20 protein-coding genes and 1 riboswitch are annotated in these 23,853 nt (G+C 65.3%); of the genes, 10 read left to right on the top strand and 10 right to left on the bottom strand.

Translation table 11 applies throughout. The features are described 5' to 3' along the window. Window positions 1–30: 30 nt before the first annotated feature. On the bottom strand, window positions 31–693 hold the full coding sequence (locus tag ABIC75_RS12205; RefSeq protein ID WP_354014124.1) for a M24 family metallopeptidase: 663 nt from the start codon (window positions 691–693) through the stop codon (window positions 31–33). Between the two features lie 83 nt (window positions 694–776). Beyond that, window positions 777–1,133: a DUF1304 domain-containing protein gene (locus ABIC75_RS12200; RefSeq protein WP_354014123.1), complete on the bottom strand. Its 357-nt coding sequence runs from the start codon at window positions 1,131–1,133 to the stop codon at window positions 777–779. Window positions 1,134–1,346: 213 nt separating this feature from the next. On the opposite strand from ABIC75_RS12200, the gene ABIC75_RS12195 reads away from it, so the two are divergent. From ABIC75_RS12195 to ABIC75_RS12180, 4 genes are all read left to right on the top strand, one after another. Then, entirely contained in the window at window positions 1,347–2,138 is a 792-nt protein-coding gene (locus ABIC75_RS12195; RefSeq protein WP_354014122.1) for a hypothetical protein, read from the top strand. A gap of 157 nt (window positions 2,139–2,295) precedes the next feature. Continuing rightward, window positions 2,296–2,412: riboswitch (SAM riboswitch) on the top strand. 86 nt (window positions 2,413–2,498) lie between these two features. Beyond that, entirely contained in the window at window positions 2,499–3,527 is a 1,029-nt protein-coding gene (gene metX, locus ABIC75_RS12190; protein ID WP_354014121.1) for a homoserine O-succinyltransferase MetX, read from the top strand. Window positions 3,528–3,562: 35 nt separating this feature from the next. Beyond that, window positions 3,563–4,753, top strand: a complete 1,191-nt coding sequence (metB, locus tag ABIC75_RS12185; RefSeq protein ID WP_354014120.1) for a cystathionine gamma-synthase — start codon at window positions 3,563–3,565, stop codon at window positions 4,751–4,753. After that, window positions 4,750–5,832 carry a homoserine dehydrogenase gene (locus ABIC75_RS12180; RefSeq protein ID WP_354014119.1) on the top strand — a complete coding sequence of 361 codons (1,083 nt, stop codon included), beginning with the start codon at window positions 4,750–4,752 and terminating at the stop codon, window positions 5,830–5,832. Before metB ends, ABIC75_RS12180 begins: the two co-directional genes overlap by 4 nt. Before the next feature lie 81 nt (window positions 5,833–5,913). On the opposite strand, the gene ABIC75_RS12175 is transcribed toward ABIC75_RS12180, so the two are convergent. Next, window positions 5,914–7,521 carry an APC family permease gene (locus ABIC75_RS12175; protein ID WP_354014118.1) on the bottom strand — a complete coding sequence of 536 codons (1,608 nt, stop codon included), beginning with the start codon at window positions 7,519–7,521 and terminating at the stop codon, window positions 5,914–5,916. A 276-nt stretch (window positions 7,522–7,797) separates the two neighbouring features. On the opposite strand from ABIC75_RS12175, the gene ABIC75_RS12170 reads away from it, so the two are divergent. Further along, window positions 7,798–8,790 (top strand): tetratricopeptide repeat protein, encoded by a 993-nt coding sequence (locus ABIC75_RS12170; protein ID WP_354014117.1) that lies wholly within the window; start codon window positions 7,798–7,800, stop codon window positions 8,788–8,790. Between the two features lie 155 nt (window positions 8,791–8,945). On the opposite strand, the gene ABIC75_RS12165 is transcribed toward ABIC75_RS12170, so the two are convergent. Both ABIC75_RS12165 and ABIC75_RS12160 read right to left on the bottom strand, forming a co-directional pair. Further along, the gene (locus tag ABIC75_RS12165; RefSeq protein WP_354014116.1) at window positions 8,946–10,328 is read right to left on the bottom strand and encodes an L-serine ammonia-lyase; all 1,383 of its coding nucleotides are present in this window, start codon (window positions 10,326–10,328) and stop codon (window positions 8,946–8,948) included. A 163-nt stretch (window positions 10,329–10,491) separates the two neighbouring features. Further along, complete coding sequence (locus ABIC75_RS12160; RefSeq protein WP_354014115.1) at window positions 10,492–12,660, bottom strand: TonB-dependent siderophore receptor; 2,169 nt, start codon at window positions 12,658–12,660, stop codon at window positions 10,492–10,494. Between the two features lie 233 nt (window positions 12,661–12,893). Between ABIC75_RS12160 and ABIC75_RS12155 the strand changes: the two genes are divergently transcribed. Next, on the top strand, window positions 12,894–13,124 hold the full coding sequence (locus ABIC75_RS12155) for a glutaredoxin family protein (RefSeq protein WP_436407913.1): 231 nt from the start codon (window positions 12,894–12,896) through the stop codon (window positions 13,122–13,124). Window positions 13,125–13,303: 179 nt separating this feature from the next. Beyond that, window positions 13,304–13,702, top strand: coding sequence for a hypothetical protein (locus tag ABIC75_RS12150; protein ID WP_354014113.1), 399 nt, complete (start codon window positions 13,304–13,306; stop codon window positions 13,700–13,702). A gap of 55 nt (window positions 13,703–13,757) precedes the next feature. On the opposite strand, the gene ABIC75_RS12145 is transcribed toward ABIC75_RS12150, so the two are convergent. The 3 genes from ABIC75_RS12145 to ABIC75_RS12135 are packed head-to-tail and all read right to left on the bottom strand — an operon-like array spanning window position 13,758 to window position 15,507. Next, on the bottom strand, window positions 13,758–14,321 hold the full coding sequence (locus ABIC75_RS12145; protein WP_354014112.1) for a YceI family protein: 564 nt from the start codon (window positions 14,319–14,321) through the stop codon (window positions 13,758–13,760). Then, window positions 14,321–14,893, bottom strand: coding sequence for a cytochrome b (locus ABIC75_RS12140; protein ID WP_354014111.1), 573 nt, complete (start codon window positions 14,891–14,893; stop codon window positions 14,321–14,323). Before ABIC75_RS12140 ends, ABIC75_RS12145 begins: the two co-directional genes overlap by 1 nt. Next, a complete protein-coding gene (locus ABIC75_RS12135; RefSeq protein ID WP_354014110.1) occupies window positions 14,890–15,507 on the bottom strand; it encodes a YceI family protein in 618 nt (205 codons plus the stop codon). The genes ABIC75_RS12140 and ABIC75_RS12135 overlap by 4 nt, the downstream gene beginning before the upstream one ends. 164 nt (window positions 15,508–15,671) lie before the next feature. On the opposite strand from ABIC75_RS12135, the gene ABIC75_RS12130 reads away from it, so the two are divergent. After that, window positions 15,672–19,262, top strand: a complete 3,591-nt coding sequence (locus ABIC75_RS12130; RefSeq protein ID WP_354014109.1) for a hybrid sensor histidine kinase/response regulator — start codon at window positions 15,672–15,674, stop codon at window positions 19,260–19,262. Between the two features lie 41 nt (window positions 19,263–19,303). On the opposite strand, the gene ABIC75_RS12125 is transcribed toward ABIC75_RS12130, so the two are convergent. Both ABIC75_RS12125 and ABIC75_RS12120 read right to left on the bottom strand, forming a co-directional pair. Continuing rightward, window positions 19,304–19,726, bottom strand: coding sequence for a DNA polymerase III subunit chi (locus tag ABIC75_RS12125; RefSeq protein ID WP_354014108.1), 423 nt, complete (start codon window positions 19,724–19,726; stop codon window positions 19,304–19,306). Between the two features lie 171 nt (window positions 19,727–19,897). Next, complete coding sequence (locus ABIC75_RS12120) at window positions 19,898–21,388, bottom strand: leucyl aminopeptidase (protein WP_354014107.1); 1,491 nt, start codon at window positions 21,386–21,388, stop codon at window positions 19,898–19,900. 198 nt (window positions 21,389–21,586) lie between these two features. Between ABIC75_RS12120 and lptF the strand changes: the two genes are divergently transcribed. Both lptF and lptG read left to right on the top strand, forming a co-directional pair. Further along, complete coding sequence (gene lptF, locus ABIC75_RS12115; RefSeq protein WP_354014354.1) at window positions 21,587–22,684, top strand: LPS export ABC transporter permease LptF; 1,098 nt, start codon at window positions 21,587–21,589, stop codon at window positions 22,682–22,684. After that, window positions 22,684–23,784: an LPS export ABC transporter permease LptG gene (lptG, locus tag ABIC75_RS12110; RefSeq protein WP_354014353.1), complete on the top strand. Its 1,101-nt coding sequence runs from the start codon at window positions 22,684–22,686 to the stop codon at window positions 23,782–23,784. The genes lptF and lptG overlap by 1 nt, the downstream gene beginning before the upstream one ends. The last annotated feature ends 69 nt before the right edge of the window (window positions 23,785–23,853 follow it).

The following is a 23,853-nucleotide window of genomic DNA, read 5'->3' as shown; positions in this document are numbered from 1 at the left end:
CTGTAACGGTTTGTTGGACGGGTTCCCGGCTTAGTCGGCCGTCAACAAATCCTCATAGAACGCGCCGTAGGGTTCGGTGGGGTGCGCAATCTGGATCTCCAGGATCCACAGTCCGTTGGATGGACGCTCGCCGTATTCGCCCAGATCGCCCGCCTTGTGCACCGAATGGGGAAAGTCGCTCACGCGATGGCCCTTGATCTCGTGATTGAGACGCCAGCCCGTCGCGTCGGCCTGCTGCTCGGCAAACGCATACAGCGCCTCGCCGCTCAGGCCCTGGTGGCGCCATGCATCGGCGGTCACGCGGAAGAGTTCGCGGGCGGCATCGGCGCAGGCTTGCTGTTCAGGCGCGTGTCCCACGACGAAGGTGTCGCCGACATCGCCTTCATGGCCTTCGAACACCAGTCCCAGATCAATGAAGTAGATGTCGTTCTCGCCCAGCCGCACGGGTTCCGAACGCTGGCGATAAGTCTTGGTGGTGTTGCTGCCGATGCGGATGATCACCGGGTGCCACAGCCGTTCCATGCCCAGCGCGGTGAACACCTTGGCCGCTTCGGCTTTGGCTTCGTCTTCAGTGATGCCCGGGCGCATGCGCTCGCGGATGCCGTGCAGCGCGGCCCAACTGCGCTCGCGTGCGTGCAGCATGTGCTGTGGATCGAAGCGGTTGCCGACCGCTTCCTGGTGAATGGGGTTCATGCGCGGGCTGCGTTCGCCGGAAAGGCTTCAAAGCATCGCACAGCGTGACGACCGATGCAGGAGTACGGCAGCTCCGGATTTGCTCAGGCAAGCATGACCAGTATCAGGCCGACCAGCGCCGGCAGCGCCTGGATCCACAGCACCTTGCGGCTGGCCGTGAAGCCGCCGTACACGCCGGCCACCAGCACGCATCCGAGGAAGAACAGCACGATCGGCCGACCCGCCACACCCTGCCACAGGCCCCAGAACAGGCCGGCAGCGAGGAAGCCGTTGTACAGGCCCTGGTTGGCGGCGAGCACTTTCGACTGCTTGGCGAATTCCTCGCTCAGGCCGAATGCGCGGCGGCCGGAGGGGCGCGTCCACAGGAACATCTCCAGCACCAGGAACCACACGTGGAGCAGGGCGACGAGGGCGACAACGAGATGGGCGGCGACGTACATCGGCGGTGGCATGCGGCAAGAGAGGCGCGCAGTGTTGCAGCCCGCGTGCGACGGGGCAAATGCGTCGGGGCTAACACTTCCGGCCAGTGGCCTGGGTTCGGGGTGCGGCGTAGGTTCGAAAAGCTGGGCCCGAAGGATGGATCGCCCGCAGGACAGTGACGTCGCACCAGGGGAGGGATCGGCCCGGTCATTCCAATCTCTGGGAGTCATGCCATGAACAAGCCACTCTCCGCCGGCCTGTGCCTGCTTCTGCTGCTTCCGCTTGCCGCCATGGCCGATGGGCCGTTCGACGGCACCTGGAAGGTCGACATGAGCAAGGTGCAGATGCCCAAGAAGCCCGACGTGCTGGTGCTCAAGGACGGCACCTACGACTGCAAGACCTGCGTGCCGCCGGTGAGCATCAAGGCCGATGGGCAGGATCACGCGATCGCCGGCCATCCCTACATCGATTCGATGGCCATCCAGGTGGTGGATGCGCGCACCGTCAAGGAAACCGACAAGAAGGGTGGCAAGGTCGTCGCCACCTCGACCACCACCGTGGCGCCCGACGGCAAGATGGCAAAGGTCGACTTCAGTGACAGCAGCAACTCCAGCGGCGCGCCGGTCACCGGCAGTGCCGACCTGAAACAGGTGGCCGCCGGGCCGGTCGGTGCGCATGCGATATCAGGTTCGTGGGTCACTGCCGGCATGGCCAACATGTCCGAGAACGCCACCGAGATCACCTTCAAGGAAGAGGGCGGCATGCTCAACATGAGCGCGCCGACGGGCCAGTCCTATGCGGCGAAGCTGGACGGCACCGAGGCGCCGTACAAGGGCGACCCCGGCATCAACAGCGTGACGGTGAAGAAGACCGGCAAGAATTCGATGGTGGAAACCGACAAGCGCGACGGCAAGGTCGTGGCCGTGCTTACCTCCACCGTATCCGCGGATGGAAAGACGATGGACGTCCATTTCGACGACAAGCTGCGCAACCGCTCCATGGCGTTTGTTGCCGTCAAGCAGTGACGGTGGTGCCTGCGCCCGGGCCAAGGCCGGCCCAGGCGCAGGATAACCGTGGTTACAGCTGTAACCGTCACGGTTTTCGCAAAAAGTGTCGATGGCTAGATGCATAGACGTTTAGACGTCTATTGACACGATGGCTGGCGGTCGTTAGATTCCCCTTTACTCATCGAGACCGGCGGAGGGACAGGCCCTTTGAAGCCGGGGCAACCTGCGGAATCCTTCCGCGACGGTGCCAATTCCTGCGGCGGCGCTTCGGGCGCAAGCCGCGAGATGAGGGCAAGCCAGCACCGCCGCGCCCCAGGCCGGTCGTGCCTTGCTCTCTCCCTCCGGTCCGCAGGTCGATGCCGACCGGAGAAGAGCCAGATGTCCAGCCAGCCGCAACCCGTCCCGCCCGCCGTGTCCGCTCCCGCCGCGGTCATCGGCAGCATGCGGCCGGACCTCACCACCCAGCGCTGCACCCGCCGCCTCGTCATCCGTCCCAAGTACGGCAGCGCGCCGTGCGAGCTGGAAGTGAGCTACCTGTGGTGCGGCGCGCCGGATGCGCCCACGGTCATCGTGCAGGGCGGCATCTCGGCCACGCGTGACGTGGTGGCGCTGGACGATGAAGCCGCCGCCGGCTGGTGGCAGGCCCAGGTGGGCGCCGGCCAGCCGCTCGATCTGGACCGCTACCGCGTGCTCTCCATCGATTGGATCACCCCGGCCGATCTGGACGGCGTGCAGGCCGTGTCCAGCGAGGACCAGGCCGACGCGCTCGCCGCCCTGGTGGAAGCGCTGGGCATCAACCGCGTGCACGCCTTCATTGGTTCGTCGTACGGCGCGATGGTGGCGCTGGCCTTTGCGGCGCGTCATCCGTACGCGCTGGGTCGGCTGGTGCTGCTGGCCGGGGCGCATCGCCCGCATCCCTTGGCCACGGCGCAGCGTTCGGTGCAGCGCGGCATCGTGCGGCTGGGGCTGGAAAGCGGCCAGGCCGAGCAGGCGCTGGCGCTGGCCCGCCAACTGGCCATGACCACCTATCGCGGCAGCGAGGAATTCGCCCGGCGCTTCACCGCCGCGCCGGAATACCGCGATGGCCGTTTTCACTTCCCGGTCGAGGACTATCTCGAACACGCCGGCCGCCGCTTCGTGGAGCGTTTCGACGTGGAGCGCTTCCTCGCCCTGTCCGAATCCATCGACCTGCACGACGTGACGCCGGAGCAGGTCGCTGCGCCCGCCACGCTGATCGGCTTTCCGTCCGATCGCCTGGTGCCGCTGGCCGACCTGTGCGAACTGCAGCGCCGCCTGCATGGCCCGGCCACGCTCGAAGTGGTCGAGTCGCCCTACGGCCACGACGCCTTCCTCAAGGAAACCGACCGCCTCGCGCCGTTGCTGCGCGACGCGCTGGCCGGTTGTTGACCCGAATTCACTAGCATCACGCACGGAGATTCACCATGAGCGACACCCCCAGCCCCTTTACCCGCGCCGTGCGCGCCGGCATCGAATCGGACACCCAGCACGGCGCCGTGGTGCCGCCGTTGCATCTGTCCACCAACTACGCCTTCACCGGGCTGGGCGGCAAGCGCGCCTATGACTATTCGCGCAGCGGCAATCCCACGCGCGACCTGCTGGGCGATGCGCTGGCCGAACTGGAGCAGGGCGCGGGCGCCGTGGTCACGGCCAGTGGCATGGCGGCCGTGGCGCTGGCGCTGGAGCTCGTGCCGGCCGGCTCGCTGGTGCTCGCCGCGCACGATTGCTACGGCGGCACCTGGCGTCTGCTGGATGCATGGGCAAAGAAGGGTCGCTTCCAGATTCGCTTCGTCGATCTCACCAACGCGCATGCCTTGGCCGAGGGCCTCGCGGAAAAGCCGTCGCTGGTGTGGGTGGAAACGCCATCGAACCCACTGCTGCGCATCACTGACATCCGTCACGTGGCGCAGGCCGCGCACGCGGTAGGCGCGCTGGTGGTGGTGGACAACACCTTCCTCTCGCCCGCCCTGCAGCTGCCGCTGGCGCTCGGCGCCGATGTGGTAGTGCATTCCACCACCAAGTACATCAACGGCCACAGCGATGTGGTGGGTGGCGCGGTGGTGGCGCGTGACGCCGCCGTTGCCGAGCAGCTGAAGTGGTGGGGCAACTGCAATGGCCTCACCGGTGCGCCGTTCGACAGCTTCCTCACCTTGCGTGGTCTCCGCACCTTGAACGTGCGCCTGCGCCAGCATCAGGAAAACGCGGTACGCATCGCCGAGCGTCTGGACGGCCATGCGGCTGTTCGCAAGGTGTATTACCCCGGCCTCGAACACCATGTTGGCCACGCGCTCGCCTCGCGCCAGCAGCAGGGCTTTGGCGCCATGCTGAGTTTTGAACTGGAAGGTGGCGAAGACCAGGTGGCCGCCTTCGTCGACGGACTGCACTACTTCTCGCTGGCCGAATCGCTCGGCGGCGTGGAAAGTCTGGTGGCGCATCCCGCGTCGATGACGCACGCCGCCATGGCGCCGGAAGCGCGTCGCGCGGCCGGCATCGCCGATACGCTGCTGCGTCTGTCGGTCGGCATCGAAGATGGCGACGATCTGCTGCGCGATCTGGATGCCGCGCTGCTGCGCGCCGACGCCGTGAGCCATGCCAAACGCCGGGTGCTCGCATGAGCGCAGTGCTAGCGGAAAGCGTCAGCGCGTCGAAACCGCAGGCGTCGCCCGCCATTGCCGCCGTGCTGCTTGGCACCGGCGTGGTGGGCGGCGCCTTCCTCAAGCTGCTCAATACGCCCGCCGCCGCATCGATTCGCCTGGTGGGTGCAGCCAACTCGCGTCGCCAGCAGACGCAGGCGGAGCAACTGGCCGATCGCGCCTTGCGCGAGAAGCTCAAGACGCACGGCGACGTTCGCAACGACGTCACCTTGCTTGAAGCACTCGACGCCAATGATGCCTCGGTGAAGGTGATCATCGACGCCACGGCCTGCGGCACGCTCGCATCGCGCCATGCCGAGTGGCTTGCGCGTGGCTACCATGTGGTGACTGCCAACAAGTCGCTCGCCGGTGGCGATCTGCCGGGCTGGCGCGCGTTGCAGGCGGCCTTGGCGCAAGGCGGCCGTTACGGTGATTCGGCCACCGTGGGCGCGGGCCTGCCGGTGATTTCCACCTTGCGTCGCCTGCGCCATTGCGGCGATGCGCTGTTGACTTTGGAAGGCGTGTTTTCCGGCTCGCTCTCGTATCTGTTCAATCAGTACGACGGCAGCCAGCCGTTCTCCGCCTTGCTGCGTCGCGCACGCGAACTGGGTTATACCGAGCCCGATCCGCGCAGCGATCTGTCCGGCGAAGACGTGGCGCGCAAGCTGCTGATCCTCGCGCGCTGCGCGGGCTTTGCACTGCGCCCTGACGAAGTGGAAGTGGAAAGCCTCGTTCCGGAAAGCCTGCGTGGCGTGGACGTCGGAACGTTTCTCGCACGTCTTGAGGAACTGGACGAACCACTGTCGGCACGTTTTGCCGAAGCCAAGGCACGCGGCGGTGCACTGCGTTTCCTTGCACGCCTCAACCAGCGCGGCCGTGCACGCGTTGGCCTGGTGGAAGTGCCGGCGAATCATCCCGCCACGCGCCTCTACGGCACCGACAACCAGTTCGCGCTAAGCACCACGCGCTACAACTCGCAGCCGCTGGTGATCCAGGGCCCTGGCGCGGGTCCCGAAGTGACGGCGCAGGCGTTGCTGGGTGACGTGCTCGCCTTGGCGTAGTTCCTTCCCGCTACGTGAATCCACAAAAAAAAGCGTGGCTTTCGCCGCGCTTTTTTGTTTTGACGGAACGATCCGTGCCGATCAGTCGTGCCGGTGCGGATTGGCTTCCGCCTCTTCCACCGACGGCGTGCGCCAGCCGGACTTCACGCCCCAGATATAGAACGCCAGGCCGATGACGGCGACCACGACCAGGTCGATGCCGTAAGGCAGGTAGCCCTGGCCGCCGAAATCCACGCTGCCCAGCCACGACACCAGCGCCAGCACGGGCAGGTAGAAGATCAGCCACCACGCGCCCTTGAGCTGGCGGCCGAAGTCATGCCACTGCTGCTTGGCCTGGTAGTACAGGTACACCGGCAGCGCCACCACCATCAGCAGGATGATCTCGCCGGTGAGCGGCCAACGCGCCCAATACAGCAGCTCGGTCGCCATGATGAAGGCCACGCCCGCGAGAATCGGCAGGCCGGCGATGCGCAGCGGGCGATGCAGGTTGGGCGCGGTGCGGCGCAGCGTCATCGCGCTCACCGGGCCGGTGAGGTAGGAAATGATCGTGGCCACCGAGATCACTGCAGCCAGCGTGCCCCAGCCGCGGAACTGGAACAGGAACAGGTAGGACACGACGAGGTTGAACCACATCGCCGGACGCGGCACGCCCCACTTCGGATGCACGTTGCCCAGGATCTTCGGCAGCGTGCCGTTGCGCTCCATGCCGTAGATCATGCGTGCGGTGGTGGCGGTGTAGGTCATGCCGGTGCCGCTGGGGCTGATGAACGCATCCACGTACAGCAGCATCGCCAGCCAGTGCAGGTTGACGATGATGGCGAGCTCGGCGAACGGCGAACGGAAATCGATGCCGTGCCAGCCGGCCTTGGCCAGCATGTCCGGCGGCACCGAACCCAGGTACGCCACCTGCAGGATCAGGTACACCACGGTGGCCAGCAGGATCGAGCCGATCACCGCGAACGGAATGCTCTTGCCCGGGTTGCGCGCTTCGCCCGCCAGGTTCACCGGGCTCTGGAAACCGTTGAAGCTGAAGACGATGCCCGCGGTCGCCACGGCGGTGAGCACGGCGGCGAAGTCGATGGCGTGTGCGTCGCCATTCACGCCCACCGAGAAGTTCTCGCGATGGAAGCCGCTGGCGATCAGCGCCAGGCCCGTGGCAGCCGGCACGATCAGCTTGAAGGTGGTGATGAGCGTGTTGGAGCGCGCAAACAGCTTCACGCTCCAGAAGTTCACAAGGAAATAGATCAGCACCAGCACCGCAGCGATGTACAGGCCCGGCAGGCTCAGTTCGCCGTGGCCATCGGGCATGTGCATGTAGAGATCCTGCGCCCACTTCCACGGCCACGAGGCCATGTACTGCACCGAGGCCTCGGCTTCCACCGGAATCACCGAGACGATGGCGATCCAGTTGGCCCATGCGCCGATGAAGCCCACCAGCGAACCGTGCGAGTAGTGGCTGTAGCGCACCATGCCGCCCGACTCGGGAAACATGGCGCCCAGTTCGGCGTAGGTCAGCGCGATGGTCATGATGATCGCGGCGCCCAGCACCCAGGCCCAGACGGCGCCAGGGCCGGCCAGGCCAGCGGCCTTCCACGCGCCAAACAGCCAGCCGGAGCCGATGATCGAGCCCAGGCCGGTAAGCATGAGGGCGAACGGGCCGACGTCGCGGCGGATCGGAGATTGAGACATGCAGGTCCCCAGGTCAGTGGATCGACGGGCCGCCTCCCGGGGCGACACATATGGCGGCCGCCCCTAGGGGCGACACAAGGGGCGGATCATGACAGACCGGTCAGGGAGCTGTCAGCCCGCCCGGCCTTGCGAGCCGTGGCGCAGCGCAGCACCCAGGTTATTGAATCGACGACTGAAACGGGTCGCCAGCCGAGCTGGCGGCGATCTGGCGTACGGCAAATTGGCGTGAGCGGAGCGGACCGCTAGTATCGAGACTTCCCCCGAGGGTGGCGCACCATGATCCGTGCGACGTGGCTGGTGGTGATGGGTGCGGCGCTGGTCGCGCTTTCGACGGCGGCTTCAGGCGATGCGACCCGCGATGCGTTGACCAAGCGCGCCCAGGCCGGCGATGTGCAGGCGCAAGTAGCGTTGGGCCGCGCGCTGCAGGACGACGGGGTAGCTGCCGACAAGGCCGCCGGCACCGAGTGGTATCGCAAGGCCGCCCAGGCCGGTAGCGCGGACGGTGCCTGGATGCTGGGCTCGTCCACCATGGCCGGCGTGGGCGTGACGCGTGATGTACCCACCGCCATCGACTGGATGCGCAAGAGCGTCGCCATCGACCAGAACGCCGATCACATGGCCGTGCTTGCGGTGGCATTGCTGGCGACAGGCGGCACGCAGGAAGCCCTGCAATGGGCGCAGAAAGCCGCCGACAAGGGCTCGTCCAAGGGCATGGAAGTGCTGGCGATGGCGCGCCTGTCCGGTGAGATGGGTTTGCCCAAGGACGTCGCCCTCGCCGAGAAGCTGCTCGCGTCCGCGGCGCAGAAGGGCGACGTCGATGCGCAACTCTCGCTGGGCCAGTTCTACATCACCGGACTGTTCGGCCGTCACGATGTCGCTGCCGGCGCGCGCTGGCTGCAGGCTGCCGCCGATGCCGGCAGCGCCAAGGCCGCGGGCACGCTGGCGTATTTCCTCATCACCGGCAAGGAAAGCGTGCCCGTCGATGCTGCGCGTGGCGTGGCGCTTGCGCGCAAGGCGATGGCCAGCAACGAAATGCTGGGCCATTACGCGATGGGCGTGGCCTATGTAACGGGTACAGGCATCGCCGAGAACCCGGCCGAAGGCTGGTACGAGATCTCGCTGGCGCAGCGCATGGACAATCAGCAGCAGCTCAAAACCGCGGCGGACTATTTAGCGAAGGCCTCGGCGAAACTCACGCCGACGCAACTGGCGCAGTTGAAGGCGCGGGTGGACGCCGCGGCAGGCGCTGCATCGGCGCCGGCCGGCTGACGAGAGATGGCCATCGGCCTGATTTTCGCCGTCATCCCAGCGAAAGCCGGGATCCAGCGCCTTCGGATTTGACGCACGCGAAAGTCACTGGATCCCAGCCTCCGCTGGGATGACGGATCTGAACGATCCGGCGTGGCTGGATCAAATCCGCCGCGTCAGCACTCGATGACGTTCACCGCCAAACCACCGCGCGAGGTTTCCTTGTACTTGTCCTTCATGTCGCGGCCGGTGTCGCGCATGGTGGCGATCACCTTGTCGAGCGAGACGCGATGCTTGCCGTCGCTCTTGAGCGACATGCGGCTGGCGTTGATGGCCTTCACCGAGGCCATGGCATTGCGCTCGATGCACGGAATCTGCACCAGTCCGCCGATGGGATCGCAGGTGAGGCCCAGGTTGTGCTCCATGCCGATTTCGGCGGCGTTCTCCACCTGCAGCACGTTGCCGCCCAGCGCGGCGGTAAGGCCGCCGGCCGCCATCGAGCAGGCCACGCCCACTTCGCCCTGGCAGCCCACTTCCGCGCCTGAAATCGAGGCGTTTTCCTTGTACAGGATGCCGATGGCGCCCGCGGTGAGCATGAAGTCCACGATGCCTTTCTCATCCGACTTCGGGCAGAAGCGGTGGTAGTAGTGCAGCACCGCCGGCACGATGCCGGCCGCGCCATTGGTCGGCGCGGTGACCACGCGACCACCGGCGGCGTTCTCCTCGTTCACGGCGAGCGCGTAGAGGTTCACCCAATCGAGAATGGTCAGCGGATCCTTGAGCGCGGCTTCCGGCTGCGAGCGCAAATCGTCGGCCATCTGCGGCGCGCGACGCGTCACCTTCAGGCCGCCCGGCAGCACGCCCGGCGAACGCAGGCCGCGGTTCACGCAATCCTGCATGGCCTTCCAAATGGTGAGCAGGCCGGCGCGCGTTTCCGCTTCGCTGCGCCACACCTTTTCGTTTTCCATCATCAGCTGCGCGATGGTGAGGTGGTTCTTCTCGCAAAGCGCCAGCAACTCGTCGCCCGAGGAGAACGGATAGGGCTGCTCGGTGGTGTCGGCCACGATGCGGTCTTCAGCGGCCTCGTCGTGGTTCACGACGAAGCCGCCGCCGACCGAGTAGTAATCGCGCGTGGCCAGCTCGTGGCCTTCGGCGTCGTAGGCGGAGAAACGCATGCCGTTGGTATGGAACGGCAGCTTCTGGCGCTTGTTGAACACCAGGTCGCGCTTTTCGTCGAACTCGATCTCGTGCTTGCCCAGCACGCGCAGGCGGTGCGTGGTGCGGATGCGGTGCAACGTCTCGGGAATGTGGTCGGGATCAACCGTATCCGGATGCGAACCTTCGAAACCCAGCAGCACCGCCTTGTCGGTGCCGTGTCCACGGCCGGTCATCGCCAGCGAACCGTACAGCTCCGCGCGCACGCGCACCACGCGGTCCAGCACGCCTTTTTCTTCCAGCCATCGCTCGGCGAACCGCGCGGCAGCGCGCATCGGGCCAACGGTATGCGAGGAGGACGGACCAATGCCGATCTTGAACAGGTCGAAAACGCTGACAGCCATGGAGACACGCGAAGTGGGCGGGGAGAACCACCTATTCTACGCGTGACGCCGGGCATGCGTTGCCGCGCCGCAGCGATGCGACGGTGCGCGGGCGTATGGAGGGCGATGTTGCTCGTTGCTCGCCATCCCAGCGAAAGCCGGAATGACGAGCCGTGGAGTGCACTCAGAACGAATACCGCACGTTCAACATGTAGTTGCGTGGCGCCGCGTAGAAGCCCTGCGACCAGTACAGGCTGGGGATGTACTTGCGGTTGGTCACGTTGTCGATGTTGAACGTGGTGCTCCAGTGCTGGCCGAAGTCGTAGCCGGCCATCAGGCCGAGCACGGCGTACGAGCCCTGCGTGGTGAAGATCTCGCTGCCATCCAGCGCCACGTCCTGCTGGTCGCGGTAGATGCGGTCCTGCCAGCGTAGCGTGCCACCCACCTTGAAGCCCGGCAGTGCATCGAAGCGGTAGCTGGTGGCGAGGCGGAACATGCGGCGCGGCACGTAGGTGCGTACGTTGTTGCCGTTGGGGTCGGTGATGCCCAGCTGCGTGTAGCCGCCGCTCAGCTGCCAGTGGTCGGTGATCTGGCCGCTCACGTCGAACTCGTAACCCTTCGAGGTAGCGTCGATGCCGGTGTAGTAGTCCTGGTTAGTCGCCAGGTTGTGGCCGGCGTAATCGGCCAGGCCGTCCTGCCGCGCGCGGAATAGCGCGAACGTGGCGTTTAGACGTCCGTCGTACCACTCGCCCTTCACACCCACTTCGACGTTGGCGCCGGTGACGGGATCGAGCACCTTGTTGTTGATGTCGGTGAGCGTCTGTGGATTGAACAACTGCGCATAGCTCGCATAGGCCGAATAATGCTCCGCGAAGTCGTAGACGAGACCGGCGAACGGCGTGCTCTGCGTCTTCTCGTAGTTGCTCGGCACACCGTAGTTCGCGCCGTATTGTTCGATGTGAGTGACGCTGGTGCCGGTGATCAGCGTGAGGGCATCGGCGACGTTCCAGCGTGCCGTGGCGTAGAGCGTCTTGCGCTTGATGTGGAAATCGCCGTTGCCGTACGACGCATCGAACGGTGGTTCCGGGTAATCGCCGGTCCACTCGGTAAGCGGCGGCAGCGGCGTACCGATGCCCTGTCCGTAACCGGACAACTGATGCACGTTGTCTTCGGCCCAGTTCGCGCCGAGCACCAGTTCGTGCTTGCGGTTGAAGAGTTCGAACGGGCCGGTGGCATAAACGTCGGCGAAGTACTGCCGTTCCTTGCTGGTATAGGCCGACGGATAGGAATACAGCCCCAGCCCCGTTTGCGCATCCGGCGTGCCGTACACGTAGAACAGCTCGCTGTCCTCGGCGATGCGGCGATAGTTGAGCGACGCCTTGATGCTCCAGTCGTTGCCCAGTTGCTGGGTGAGTTCCACGAAGGCTCGCGTATCGGCCACGTTCCAGCGCGACCAGTCGGCCGATGTGCTCGTGTCGCGGTCGTAGTCGGTCGGCGTGCCGTCGGTGTTGTACAGCGGCAGCGCGCCCCACATGCCACCGTGCGTCTTGTTCTTCTGGTAGCTGATGCCCGCGCTGAGCAGCGTGCTGCTGCTCAGATCCGCTTCCACGATACCGCCGAGCACCTGCTTGCGCAGGTTGTAGCGGTCCAGATAGCTGTCGGTGTCCTGGCCGGCAGCGATGAAGCGGCCGCGTACGCTCTTGGCATCGTTGAGCGGACCGGACAGATCCACATCCAGGCGGCGGTTGTCCCAGCTGCCCACGGAGAGGCCGATGCTGCCTTCAGCATCGGCGGTCGGACGCTTGCGCACGAAGTTGATCGTGGCCGACGGATTGCCGGTGAACGACAACAGGCCGTTGGCACCGCGCAGCACTTCGATGCGTTGATACAGCGCCGTGTCGATATCGCCTTCCTGCTCGCCGTTGGCGAACGGCAGGCCCACGCCATCGACGAGGAAATTGGTGATGTCGAAACCACGCGCGCTGTAATAGGTGCGATCGGTTTCCACGCGTTCCACGTTCACGCCGGTGGTAGTGTCCAGCACCGCGTTGATGTTGGTGAGGTTGAAATCCTTCATCTGCTGCTCGGTCACCACGCTCACCGACTGCGGCGTCTCGCGCAGCGACAGCGGCAGGCGCGTGGCGCTTTCGGTGGCCTTGGTGGTGTACGAGTCGCCATCGCCGGTCACGGTGGCGGTCGTCTGCACGCCTTCCAGGTTCTTCACCTTGGTGGTGTCGGTCGAATCGGGCACGTCTTCGGCGTGCAGCAGCGGCGCGGACAGTGCCAGTGACAGCGCCAATACCAAGTTGCGGTACGGCAACGGGCGTCGCGCAGGCGAGGCGAGAGAGGGCATCGGGATGGCCTTTGGTCTTGTGTGATATCGGGAAGGCCGGGGCGTGAATGGCGTCCGGCAGGGCTCGTTTGGCCCTTCTGACGCAAATGATAGTCATTATCATTTGTATTTGCCAAGTCTCCCGCTGTCCCGAGATGCCGCAGAAGGCTGAAACCGGACCGTTACGGGCTGTCCGATCAAGAAGGGCATCGCCCACAGGCAGCGGCGCGAGGTATCTTCCCGCCCCTATGCCAATGCGATACGTGCTTTTCCAGCGGGACTATTGCCACCTGTGCGACCAAGCGCTGGCCGTGATGGCCGAAGCGCGCGCGCCCGACTTCGACAGTCAATGGGTGGACGACGATGAAACACTGGAGGCGCGCTATGGCACCCGCGTACCCGTGCTGCGCGACAACGACGACGGGCGCGAACTGGACTGGCCGTTTGATGCAGACGCCGTACGGCGCTTCTTCGTCGCTTCTTAATCAGGCCGTTTAGCGTCCAGCAATAGCTTTTTCAGCGGCCCGGGCAGCATTTGCCTACGCAATGGCGGGCCACAAATCCGGCGCAAAAAATTACGTCTGCCGATGGTGCCAAAGCTCTTCAGAGAACCATTCTCTAACCAACCGTCAATTGGCGGCATGGGGAATCAGGGAGAGATGGCATGTCGTCGTTTCGACGTTGCGCGAGGGCTCGCGCATTGCTGTTTGCGTCAATGTATTTGTTAGCCTCAACGGGAATGGCGCAGACAGGTGCCCAAGTCTTAATTCCCGAAGACTATTATTCGCAGATCCAGCGCGCGCAGAACCGCGTGACATCGGAAGACGGACAGTTCGGAGACAGAACGGATGTCTCCACTGGATATACCCGTTTCGAACACACCGTTGTTAGCCTGCCAGGAAACAACAGCCTTCCTGTGGAAGTTACATACATCTATACGCCATACGAAAACTATGGCTATTTCTATCGTGTGGAACTGGCGCGACCCTATGTGAGCGGGGTTTTTAGTATCCGCACGGGATGGGTTGCTGAACGGCCTGATTGCACGAAATACATCCGCTAGTTCAGACGCACACGCATAAGAGGGCGCAGGTGACGCGCCCTCTCGGTGAGTATGTCTACTTCGCAGTGAGCACCAGATGCGCGTTGATCCTCACGTCATTGGCGATCACCGACGTATCGGCGTAGTCGCCGCCGCCCACGCCGAAGTCGAGGCGCTTCACGCTGCCGGTGACGTCCAAGGTGGCGCCCGTGCCTTGCGGCTTGAATGTCACGTTGAGACTCACCGGCTTGGTCACACCGCGCAGCGTGAGGTTGCCGTCGGCGATCACTTGCGCACCGTTCTGGCGGAAGCCGCTGGTGACGAAGTGCGCCTTGGGAAACTTGGCGATGTTGAAGAAGTCCGAGCCGGGCAGGGCACCGTCACGGTCCTTGTCGCCGGTCTTCACGCTGGCGAGGTCCACTTCCACGTCGAACTTCGAGGTGGCGAGCTTGGCTGCGTCGTAGCTGATGGCGGCGGTCCACGTACCGAACGTGCCGTCGAACGACTGTCCCTGGAAGCTGCCGCTGAAACCGAGCTTGCTGCCGGCAGGTTGCACGGCGTAGTCGGCCGCGCTGGCGAGGCCGGGCAGGGCGAGGGCCAGCAGCAACGGTGCGGCGAGTTTGAGCGCGAAGCGGTTCATCAGCGTTCTCCTTGGTTGTTCGGGCGCACGCGTGCAAAGGGGAGCATGCGCCGCAAAGTGTTGTCGCGATCGACCAGGTGATGCTTCACCGCGCCGGCGACGTGCAGCACCAGCAGCAGCACCAGGAACCAGAACAGGTACTCGTGCACGCTGTGCCACAGGCGGCGCGTGTCGTCGTTGGCGGCAGTGAGCGCGGGCAGGTTGAACAGCTTGAAGAACTGCAGCGGCTTGCCGGCAATGGAGTTGAACCACCAGCCACTTAGCGGCAGCAGCGCCACCAGCGCGTAAAGCGTGGTGTGCACGCCGTGTGCCACGTAGTGTTGCCAGCGCGGCGTGGGTTCGTCCCGCGGCGGGCGATTGGCGAGGCGCCACAGCACGCGCAACAGGAACAGCGCCAGCACGGTGAGGCCGATCGACTTGTGCAGGGCGAGCCAGTTGATCTGCTGCATGGGGCCGTGGGCGAGATCCATGCAAAGCCCGAAGATGCCGTTGCCGATGATCAGCAGCGCGATGGTCCAGTGAAAGAATTTGGCGACCGATCCCCATTGGTGCTCGGTGTTGCGAAAACTCATGGTGATTCCTTGCTATGGGCCTGGTCTTCCTGGATGGCTTCCAGTTCCAGCCACACGCTCACGCCGTGGCCGATGGAATTGGGCGTTGCGGTAATGCCGTAATCGTCACGATTGAGCATCGCCGTGCCAGAGAAGCCTGCAATGGTATGCATGCCATAGATCGTGGTGCCGTGCCGGTTGAAGGTGAACGGTATATCCACGGTATGTGTCACGCCGCGCAGCGTCAGGTTGCCATGCAGCACACCATGCGTGTCGTCCTTGCGTTCCACGGAAGTACTTGCGAAATGCGCATAGCGAGCCTTCTCCGCGTCGAGATAGGCCGGCTTGAGCACCGCCGCGTTCCATTCCGCATCGCCCATGTCCAGGCTGGCCAGGTCGATGTCCAGTTCGGTGGCGGATTGCGTCCAGTCATCCGGATCAAAACGCAACCAGCCTTTCGCTATATGCAGTCGCCCGAACGGGCGCGAGAACCCGTTGTGGTCGATGCTGAAAAGGATCTGGCTGTGCGTGGTGTCGTAGGTGTACGTGGCGGACGCGGCTGCTGCAGGGGCAAGCGGCGCCATGGCGCACAGCAGGGCGAACAGAAGGCGGCTGGGGCGGCATGACCTTGGCATGGAGCGAAGTCTGGACGATCCGCTGGAGCCGCGCCAGCCGTCGCACTGAAACGGATCGTTTCCCGGCCGATAACGTCACCGCCCCGTCATGTGACGTCGGCCAAAAGCCATGCTCCTCCCTGCACGGAGGGTCTGGCAAAATCGAAAGATTCCGGGGGAAGTGCATGTTGCCGTGCTTGCTGCTCAGCGTTGTCCTGACCATGGGCGCGTCCACGCCGGTGGCGGCGTCCTTGCCCGTGGCGCCGTCGACGGCATCCGTGGCGGCCGCAGCACCGGCCTCCGACAATGCCGCGCTCGCCACGCCGCAGTTCCGACGCTTCGGCACGGCCGAAGGCTTGCCGAGCAGCAGCGTTTATACCGTGGTGCAATCGCCGGACGGTTCGATGTGGTTCGGCACCAAGAGCGGTATCGCGCGCTACGACGGCGTGAATTTCAAAGTGTTCCGCCACATGGCGGGCGATCCCCAGTCCTTGTTCAACAACGGCATTTCGGCGCTGATGTTCGATCGCGCCGGCCGCTTGTGGGCCGCGGGCCTGGAGGCCGGCCTCAACCGTTACGACGAACGCTCAGGCACGTTCCATCATTGGGGACACGACGCGAACGATCCGACCAGCCTGGGCAGCGACAAGGCATGGTCGATTGCGCAAACCGGCGACGGCTCGATGTGGATCGGCACCGCGCTGGGCCTGGACCGCATGCGCAAGGACGGACGTGGCTTTGATCACGTCCAGGTGATGGGCAATACGCCTGAAGCGTTGGGCACGGTGGGCTCGCTCTACGTGGATGCCCGCGGCCAGCTATGGGTGGGCAGCGACAACGGCGTGTTCCGTCGCGACATGGCGGGCGAGTTTCATCCCATCGCCACCGAATCGCCTGGGAAGTCGCTCGATGCGTGGCGCATCGAGGGCGATGGCGACGAGATTCGCGTGGCGTCATCGCACGGCCTGTTCGTGATCGGCAGCGATGACGTAGCGCGGCAGGTCGGCGCCAGCGAGCTTCCCGATACCAACATCCTCAGCAGCGTGCGCGACCGCGCGGGCCGCCTGTGGGTGGGCACGCAGCACGGCCTTTTCCTCAAGCAAGCGCATGGCGCGAGGATCGAGGCCGTCACCAATCAGCCGGTGCTTTACGGCAATTTGCCGGGCACGTGGGTGTGGCACATCCGTCCGGACAGCGAAGGCGGCCTGTGGATTGCGTTGTTCGACGGCGGTGTGGGTTACCTCGCCCCGGGTTGGGACAGCGTCAGCCGCTTCACGCATATTCCTGATGACGACAACAGCCTGCGCGACTCGGTGGCCTATGCCGTGGCGCGCGGTCGCGAGGGCGCCGTGTGGGTGGGTGAGCGCGGCGGCCGGGTCGATCGGCTATGGCCGGCCTCGGGCAAAGTGGAGCACATGATCTCGGGCCTGCGCGGCGACGTGCTTGGCCTCACCGAAGATGCGCAATCGCGCCTGTGGGTGACCGTGCAGGGCGCGTTGTTCCGTTACGCCAACGGCAAGCTGGATGCGGTGGACGGCTATGCGCACGGACTGAAGCATCCGCTCGAGGTGGAAGTGGGCCCGGACGGCAAGCTCTACGCGCGAAGCTTCGGTGAAGGCCTGTTCCGCGTGGACCAGGACACGCTCGCCGTGACGCCCGTGCCGGTGCAGCCCGCGCAGGAAAAAGCGCGCTGGGGCAGCCAGCTCACGCTCAAGGACGGCACGTTCTGGTACGCCAGCGACGGCGGCATGCTGCGCTTGGATCGCACGCACGATCATTTTGAACCGGTGCCCGGCGTGGACAATCGCCAGGCGGTGGATGCGTTCGATTTCACCGACGACGGCATGTGGATGGCGCGTCCCGATGGACTGGAGCATTACCACTATGGCGACGGCGGCCTGGTGCTCGATCGCAAGATCGACGCCACGCGCGGCTGGCCATCAGTCAACGTGGTCGATCTTGCCGTCGACGAGCATCAACGCGTATGGATCTTCGGTCGCGACGGCCTGTGGCGTTTCGATCCGGCTACGGCGCAATTTCGCCAGCTCGGCCTGCAGGACGGCTTGAGCAACGGCGAATTCCTGCGCGGCTACAGCCGCATGACCAACGGCATGATCTACTCGCCCACCCTGGGTGGCGTGATGGGCTTCAATCCCAACCGCGTATGGCGCTCCACCGAACCGCCGCGCCTCGCGCTCACGCGCATCAGCGTGCGTCGTGAGGGCGCCTTGCACGAGCTTCCGATTCCGGCGTCGGGCCGTCTTTCCATTGGCTGGCGCGATTCGGGCCTCACGGTGGATTCGCGCGTGTTTTCCTATGTCGATCCGGCGGCGAACCGCTACCGGTTCCGCCTTGCCGGACTCGACAACGCCTGGGTGGACACGGGCGGTCACGGCGAGCGCGACCTCACCGGATTGCCGCGCGGCGACTACAAGCTGGAAGTGATGGCCGCCGGCGCGGACGGCGTATGGACGCAACTGCCGCAGCCCTTGCAGATCCACGTGCAGGCGCCGCCATGGATGCGTTGGTGGGCATGGTGTGCGTATGTGTTGCTCGCCGTGCTGTTGGCGTGGCTGGCGTTGCAGGCCTGGCGCCGGCGACTCGCCGAGCGGCATCAGATTCAACTGGCCGAGCAGCGCAGTCGCCTGGCCGAGCAGGCCAGCGCGGCCAAGACGCAATTCCTTGCCACGCTGAGCCACGAGATACGCACGCCCATGACCGGCGTGATGGGCATGGCCGAACTCCTGCTCAGTACGCCGCTCAGCCGCGCGCAGCGCGATTACGCCGAAGCGATGCAGCGTTCGGGCGGCATGCTGCTGAAGCTCGTGAACGACGCACTGGATCTGGCGCGCATCGAGGCGGGCAAGCTGGAACTGGACAACGCGCCATTCGATCCGCGCACCTTGGTGGAGGACGTGGCGAAACTCGAACTCGGCCAGGCACGCGCCAAGGGCCTGCGTTTCGATCTGGACATGCCGGCCGACCTGCCGGCGCGCATGATCGGCGACGCATTGCGCATCAAGCAGGTGCTGCTCAACCTCGCCAACAATGCGTTGAAGTTCACCGAACGCGGTGGCGTGACCTTGCGCGTGCGTCGCACCGACGACGGCCTGCGCTTCAGCGTGATCGACACCGGCCCGGGCATCCCCGAAGCGAGCCAGGCGCGGCTGTTCCAGCGCTTCGAGCAGGTCATCGGTCCGCAGCGTCGCGCGGGCAGCGGCCTGGGCCTGGCCATCTGTCGGGAACTCGTGGCGATGATGGGCGGCAGCGTCGAACTGGAATCGAAAGTCGCCTTCGGCAGCACCTTCCACGTGCGCCTGCCCTTGCCGGTGACGCACGAACCCGTGGCCGCTGCCGCGCAGCGAGCGCAGGGCATCGACGCGCCACCGCTGCGCATCCTGCTGGTGGAAGACGACGCCATTGTTGCTGCGGTGATCCGTGGCCTGCTCGAACGGGAGGGCCACGACGTGCGTTACGTCGGCAATGGCCTCGCCGCACTGGCGGAACTGGCGCAGGCATCGTGCGATGTGATCCTGCTGGATCTCGATCTGCCGGGCATCGATGGTTTCCAGATCGCCCGGCTCATTCGACAGCGCGAGGAATCCGGTCAGCGCATTCCCATCGTGGCCATCACGGCGCGTTCGGGTGGCGATGAGGAAGCGCGTGCACGCGAGGCCGGCATGGATGGTTTCCTGCGCAAGCCGCTCACCGGCGAGCAGCTACAGGACGCGATCAATACGCAGTTGGTTGCGTCGCACATGTCCGTTGATGGCTGATCGCCAGCGTTGTCACGGCGCCGCACGAGAGCGGCGCGCCGTTACATGTCGTGCTTGGTCACGTCGAAGCCCAGACGCTTGTATTCGGTCCAGCGCGTGCGCGAACCCTCGCGTTCCGCGGGATCGGCGGCCACCACTTCCAGCACGCGGTCGTAGTTGCCTGGCGCGCATTCTTCGCGCAGGTTGATCACCATCGGGCGATCGGGCGTGTCGATGCCGGGCGGCACGATCAGCACGGCATTGATGTGATCGTCATCGTCGCCGGCGAGCTGGTGCGTGATGAAGCCGTCCTCGTCGAATTCCCACAACAGCTCTTCAATGGCTTCCGCCTGCGCGAAATCGCGCGCCAGCACCAGCGTGGGCTGCTGTGCGGCATAGGCACGCTTGGCCAGTTCGCAGACGAGCAACAGCGGTTGCTCGCGGAAGCGCGGCTTGTCGATCAGGTAGAAGTCGGCGCGAGGCATAGGGGTGAGGGGCGAGTGGAGAGGAGTGAGTAGCGAGAGAGGCGGTTGTGCCATCTCTCGCCTGAAGTTACTGCTTTCTGCTCTGACGATTCGGCGAGAAGCGCATGCGACCCATGAAATGAAAGAAGACGGCGTTGCCCACTCTCACTCCTCACCTCTTACTTCTGGAGCTTACTTAGCTGCCTGATCGATCAGCCACTGCACCAGCAGCGACACCGGGCGGCCGGTGGCGAGACCCTTGCGGCCTTCGTCCCACGCGGTGCCGGCGATGTCCAGATGCGCCCAGCGCTGGCCTTCGGTGAAGCGCGCCAGGAAGCAACCGGCCGTGATGGCGCCGGCGTTCTTGCCGCCGATGTTGGCGACGTCCGCAAAGCCCGATTCCAGCTGCACCTGGTAGTCGTCCCACAGCGGCAGGCGCCATGCGCGATCGAGCGTGGATTCGCCGGCGGCAATCAGCTCGGCAGCGAGGTCGTCGTGCTTGCTCATCAAGCCGCTGGCGTGCTTGCCCAGCGCGATGACGCAGGCACCGGTGAGCGTGGCGGCGTCGATCAGCACCTTCGGCTGGAAGGTCTGCGCGGTGTAGGTGAGCGCATCGCACAGGATCAGGCGGCCTTCGGCGTCGGTGTTGAGCACTTCGATGGTCAGGCCGGAGAGGCTGGTGAGCACGTCGCTGGGGCGGTAGCTGTCGCCGTCGGGCATGTTCTCGACGGCCGGCACCACGCACACCAGGTTTACCGGCAGGCCGAGCTTCACGGCGGCCACGAAACTGCCGAGCACGCCGGCGGCGCCGCCCATGTCGAACTTCATCTCTTCCATGCCCGGGCCCGGCTTGAGGCTGATGCCGCCCGTATCGAACGTGATGCCCTTGCCGACGAACGCGTATGGCTTGTCGCCTTCATTGCCGCCCTTGTAGTCGAGGATGACGAGCTTGGGCTTGTTGGCCGAGCCACGGCCCACGGCCAGCAGCGAGCCGAAGCCGAGTTCGCCCATCTTCTCCTCGTCGAGCACGTTGCAGCTCACCTTGTCGTGCTGGGCGGCGAACTGTTCGGCCTGCGTAGCGATGTAGGCCGGGTTGCAGATGTTCGGCGGAAGGTTGGCCAGCTCGCGGGCGAAGCGCACGCCTTCGGCGATGGCGGCGGCCTGCGCGAGGCCGGCAGCGGCGTCGTCACCACCGGCGAATGCGATGGCGGCCAGCTCCGGCTGCGCGGCCTTCTCGCGCGGCTTGAAGGTGGCGGTGTAGCGGTAGGCGGCGTAGTCGGCGGCGAGGGCCGCGGTGCGCACGCGCCAGCTGGCGTCGTGGCCGGGAACGTCCACGTCGGTGAGGTAGGAGACGGCGCTGTCCACCGGCAGGCGGCCCAGCGCGCGCGCGGCTTCGATGTTTATCTTCTGATAGCGTGCACCGTCGAACGTCTTCTGCGTTCCCAGACCCACCACCAGCACGCGCTTGGCTGCCACGCCCTCCGGCGCAAACAGCACGGCCGTGGTGCCGGCCTTGCCGTTGATGTCCCCGCTTTCCACCTGGCGCTTGATGGCGCCGTGCGCCGCGGTGTCCACACGGGCGGCCGCACTGGTGAATACGCCGTTCTCATAGACGCCGACGACCACGCAAGGGGTTTCGACGGATTCGGGAGCGGCGGAGCCAAGGCTGAACTGGAGAGTCATGGAAATGTCCTGCGGAAAGGTCCGGAAAGGCCCGGACAGGCTAGACTTGGGGTTTGCCGCGCCCGGGAAGGGGCGGCGCCAAGCCTTTCATCTTATCGCATGTCGAGAAACTGTCCCTCCAGCCCGTACACTTCACAGTCGTTTCTCCTCCCGCGCAGGCCGCGCGGGTTCATGCATGCCTGAGGCCCGGTTCTGAGCATCCTCGATCGTTATTTCCTGCGTGAGCTGGCGCAAACCGTTGCCGCTACCGCCATCGTGCTGCTGGCCGTCATGGCCGGCACCTCGTTTGCGCACGTTCTGCAGCAGGTGGCGAACGGCAGCTTCCCGGCCAGCGTGATGTTCCAGGTGCTGGGCCTGAACATGCTCGACGGCCTGTCCACGCTGCTGCCGCTGGCGGCCTTCCTGGGCGTGCTCAACGGGCTGGGTCGCATGTATCGCGAGAGCGAGATGCATGTGCTGGCGTCCTCGGGCATGGGCCCCGACGGGCTGCTTCGTCCGGTGACCATCCTTGCCGTGGTGTTGGCCATCCTGGTCGGCATCGTGGGCTTGTGGCTGGGGCCGTGGGCCGCGCGCACGTCCGACCAGCTGGTGGCTGCGGCCAATCGCTCGGTGATCGCCGCGGGCCTGGACGCGGGGCGCTTCACGCCGCTGCCGGGCAAGGGCGGCATCATCTTCGTCGACGAGCTGAGCCGCGACGGCAGCACGCTGGGCAATACCTTCATTGCCACCGAACGCATGGGTCACGACAACGTGCCGCACATCAAGCTGGTCACCGGAAAGCACGGCCAGCTGTATCAGGAAACCGACGGCAGCGGCCGCTTCCTCGCGTTGTGGAACGGTTTCCAGTACGACATCCCATTGGGCGCGGACAACTGGCGCAAGATGAAGTACGAGCGCAACGATGCCTCGCTGGACAGCATCCAGTCCGACGACGATGCCGAAGATCCCGCCCATTCGATGACGCTTGCGCAGTTGTTGCGCACCGACAATCCGGACACGCGCGCCGAGTTCGCCTGGCGCACCATCGCGCCGGCGATGACACTGGTGCTGCTGGCGCTGGCGTTGCCGCTGTCGCGCCAGAGTCCGCGCGAACCGCGCTTTGGCCGCATGTTCCTGGCCATTCTCACGTTCTACTTCTACTACCTGCTGCTGGCCATCTGCCGCGGCCAGATCGTCAAGGGCCACTGGCACCATTCGTTCCCGATGTGGATGGTGACCCTGATGGTGCTCGCCATCGCGGCACGCATGTTCCAGAACCAGTACTCGCCGCGTAAACCGCGCAAGGCGGCTGCATGATGTCCGCCCTGCGTATCCGTCGCGTCGACTGGCTGGTCGGCACCACCGTGCTGGGCGCCATGCTCACCGTGTGGCTGGTGATCACTGGCCTCGACGCGGTGTTCCAGTTCCTGCGCCAGCTCGGCAACGTGGGCAAGAACGGCTACACGGTGACCAATGCGGTGGTGTACGTGCTGGTCACGTTCCCGCGGCGCCTGTACGAGATGTTCGGCAACGCGGCGTTGATCGGCGGCCTGCTGGGCCTGGGTGGCCTTGCCGCCACCAACGAACTCACCGCGTTGCGCGCGTGCGGCCTGTCCAAGCTGCGCATTGCGGCGTCGGCCGTGGGCGTGGTGGCGATTCTCGTGGTGGGCGTGGTGATTCTTGGCGAAACCGCGGCGCCCTGGGGCGACCAGCAGGCGCAGGCCATGCAGTTGCGCCTGAAGTCCAACAACGTGGGACTGGGCGGCGAGTCCGGCCTGTGGGCGCGCGATGGCGATCGCGTCATCAACGCCAAGGGATGGATGGCCAAACACACCGCCACGCACAGCAGCGTGCAGTTGCACGACGTGCGCGTGTTCACGCTCACGCCGGACGGCCAGGTGAAGCGTTTCGACTGGGCGCAGACGGCCGAGCATGACGGTCGCCAGTGGGTGATGAGCAAGGTGCGCAGCACCACCATCGACGATGCCGGCACGCACTCCAGCACGGCCGACAGCCAGACCTGGGATTCCAAGCTCAACCCGCAGGTGCTGGAGCAGTCGGTAATCCAGCCGCAATACCTGCCCATGCGCGACCTGCGACGCAACATCGCCTACCTCGAGCAGAACGGCCAGAACCCCGGCGTGTATGCCTCGGCGTTCTGGACGCGCGCGCTGTATCCGCTCAACGTGCTGGTGCTGGTGCTGCTGGCCATGCCGTTCTCGTTCGGCACGCTGCGCTCTGGCGGCTTGGGCAAGCGCATGTTCATCGGCATGCTGCTGGCCATCGGCTGGTATTTCCTGCAGAAGGCGATGGTGAACTTCGGCACGGTGTACGGCGTGCCGCCGCTGGTGGCGAACCTACTGCCAGCGGTGATCCTTGCCGTCATTGCCTGGGTGTATTTCCGCAAGCACGGATGACGCTTCGCCGCTGTGTGCGGCGAAGTGGGAACGGGTACACGTTTGTAAATGAACTGCGCGATTCCTGAC

The organism is Dyella japonica, from assembly GCF_040545895.1.
In the GTDB taxonomy this organism is placed as follows: domain Bacteria; phylum Pseudomonadota; class Gammaproteobacteria; order Xanthomonadales; family Rhodanobacteraceae; genus Dyella; species Dyella japonica_D.
The sequence above is the reverse complement of the archived record's forward strand: the minus strand, read 5'-3'. Positions and strand labels throughout refer to the sequence as shown.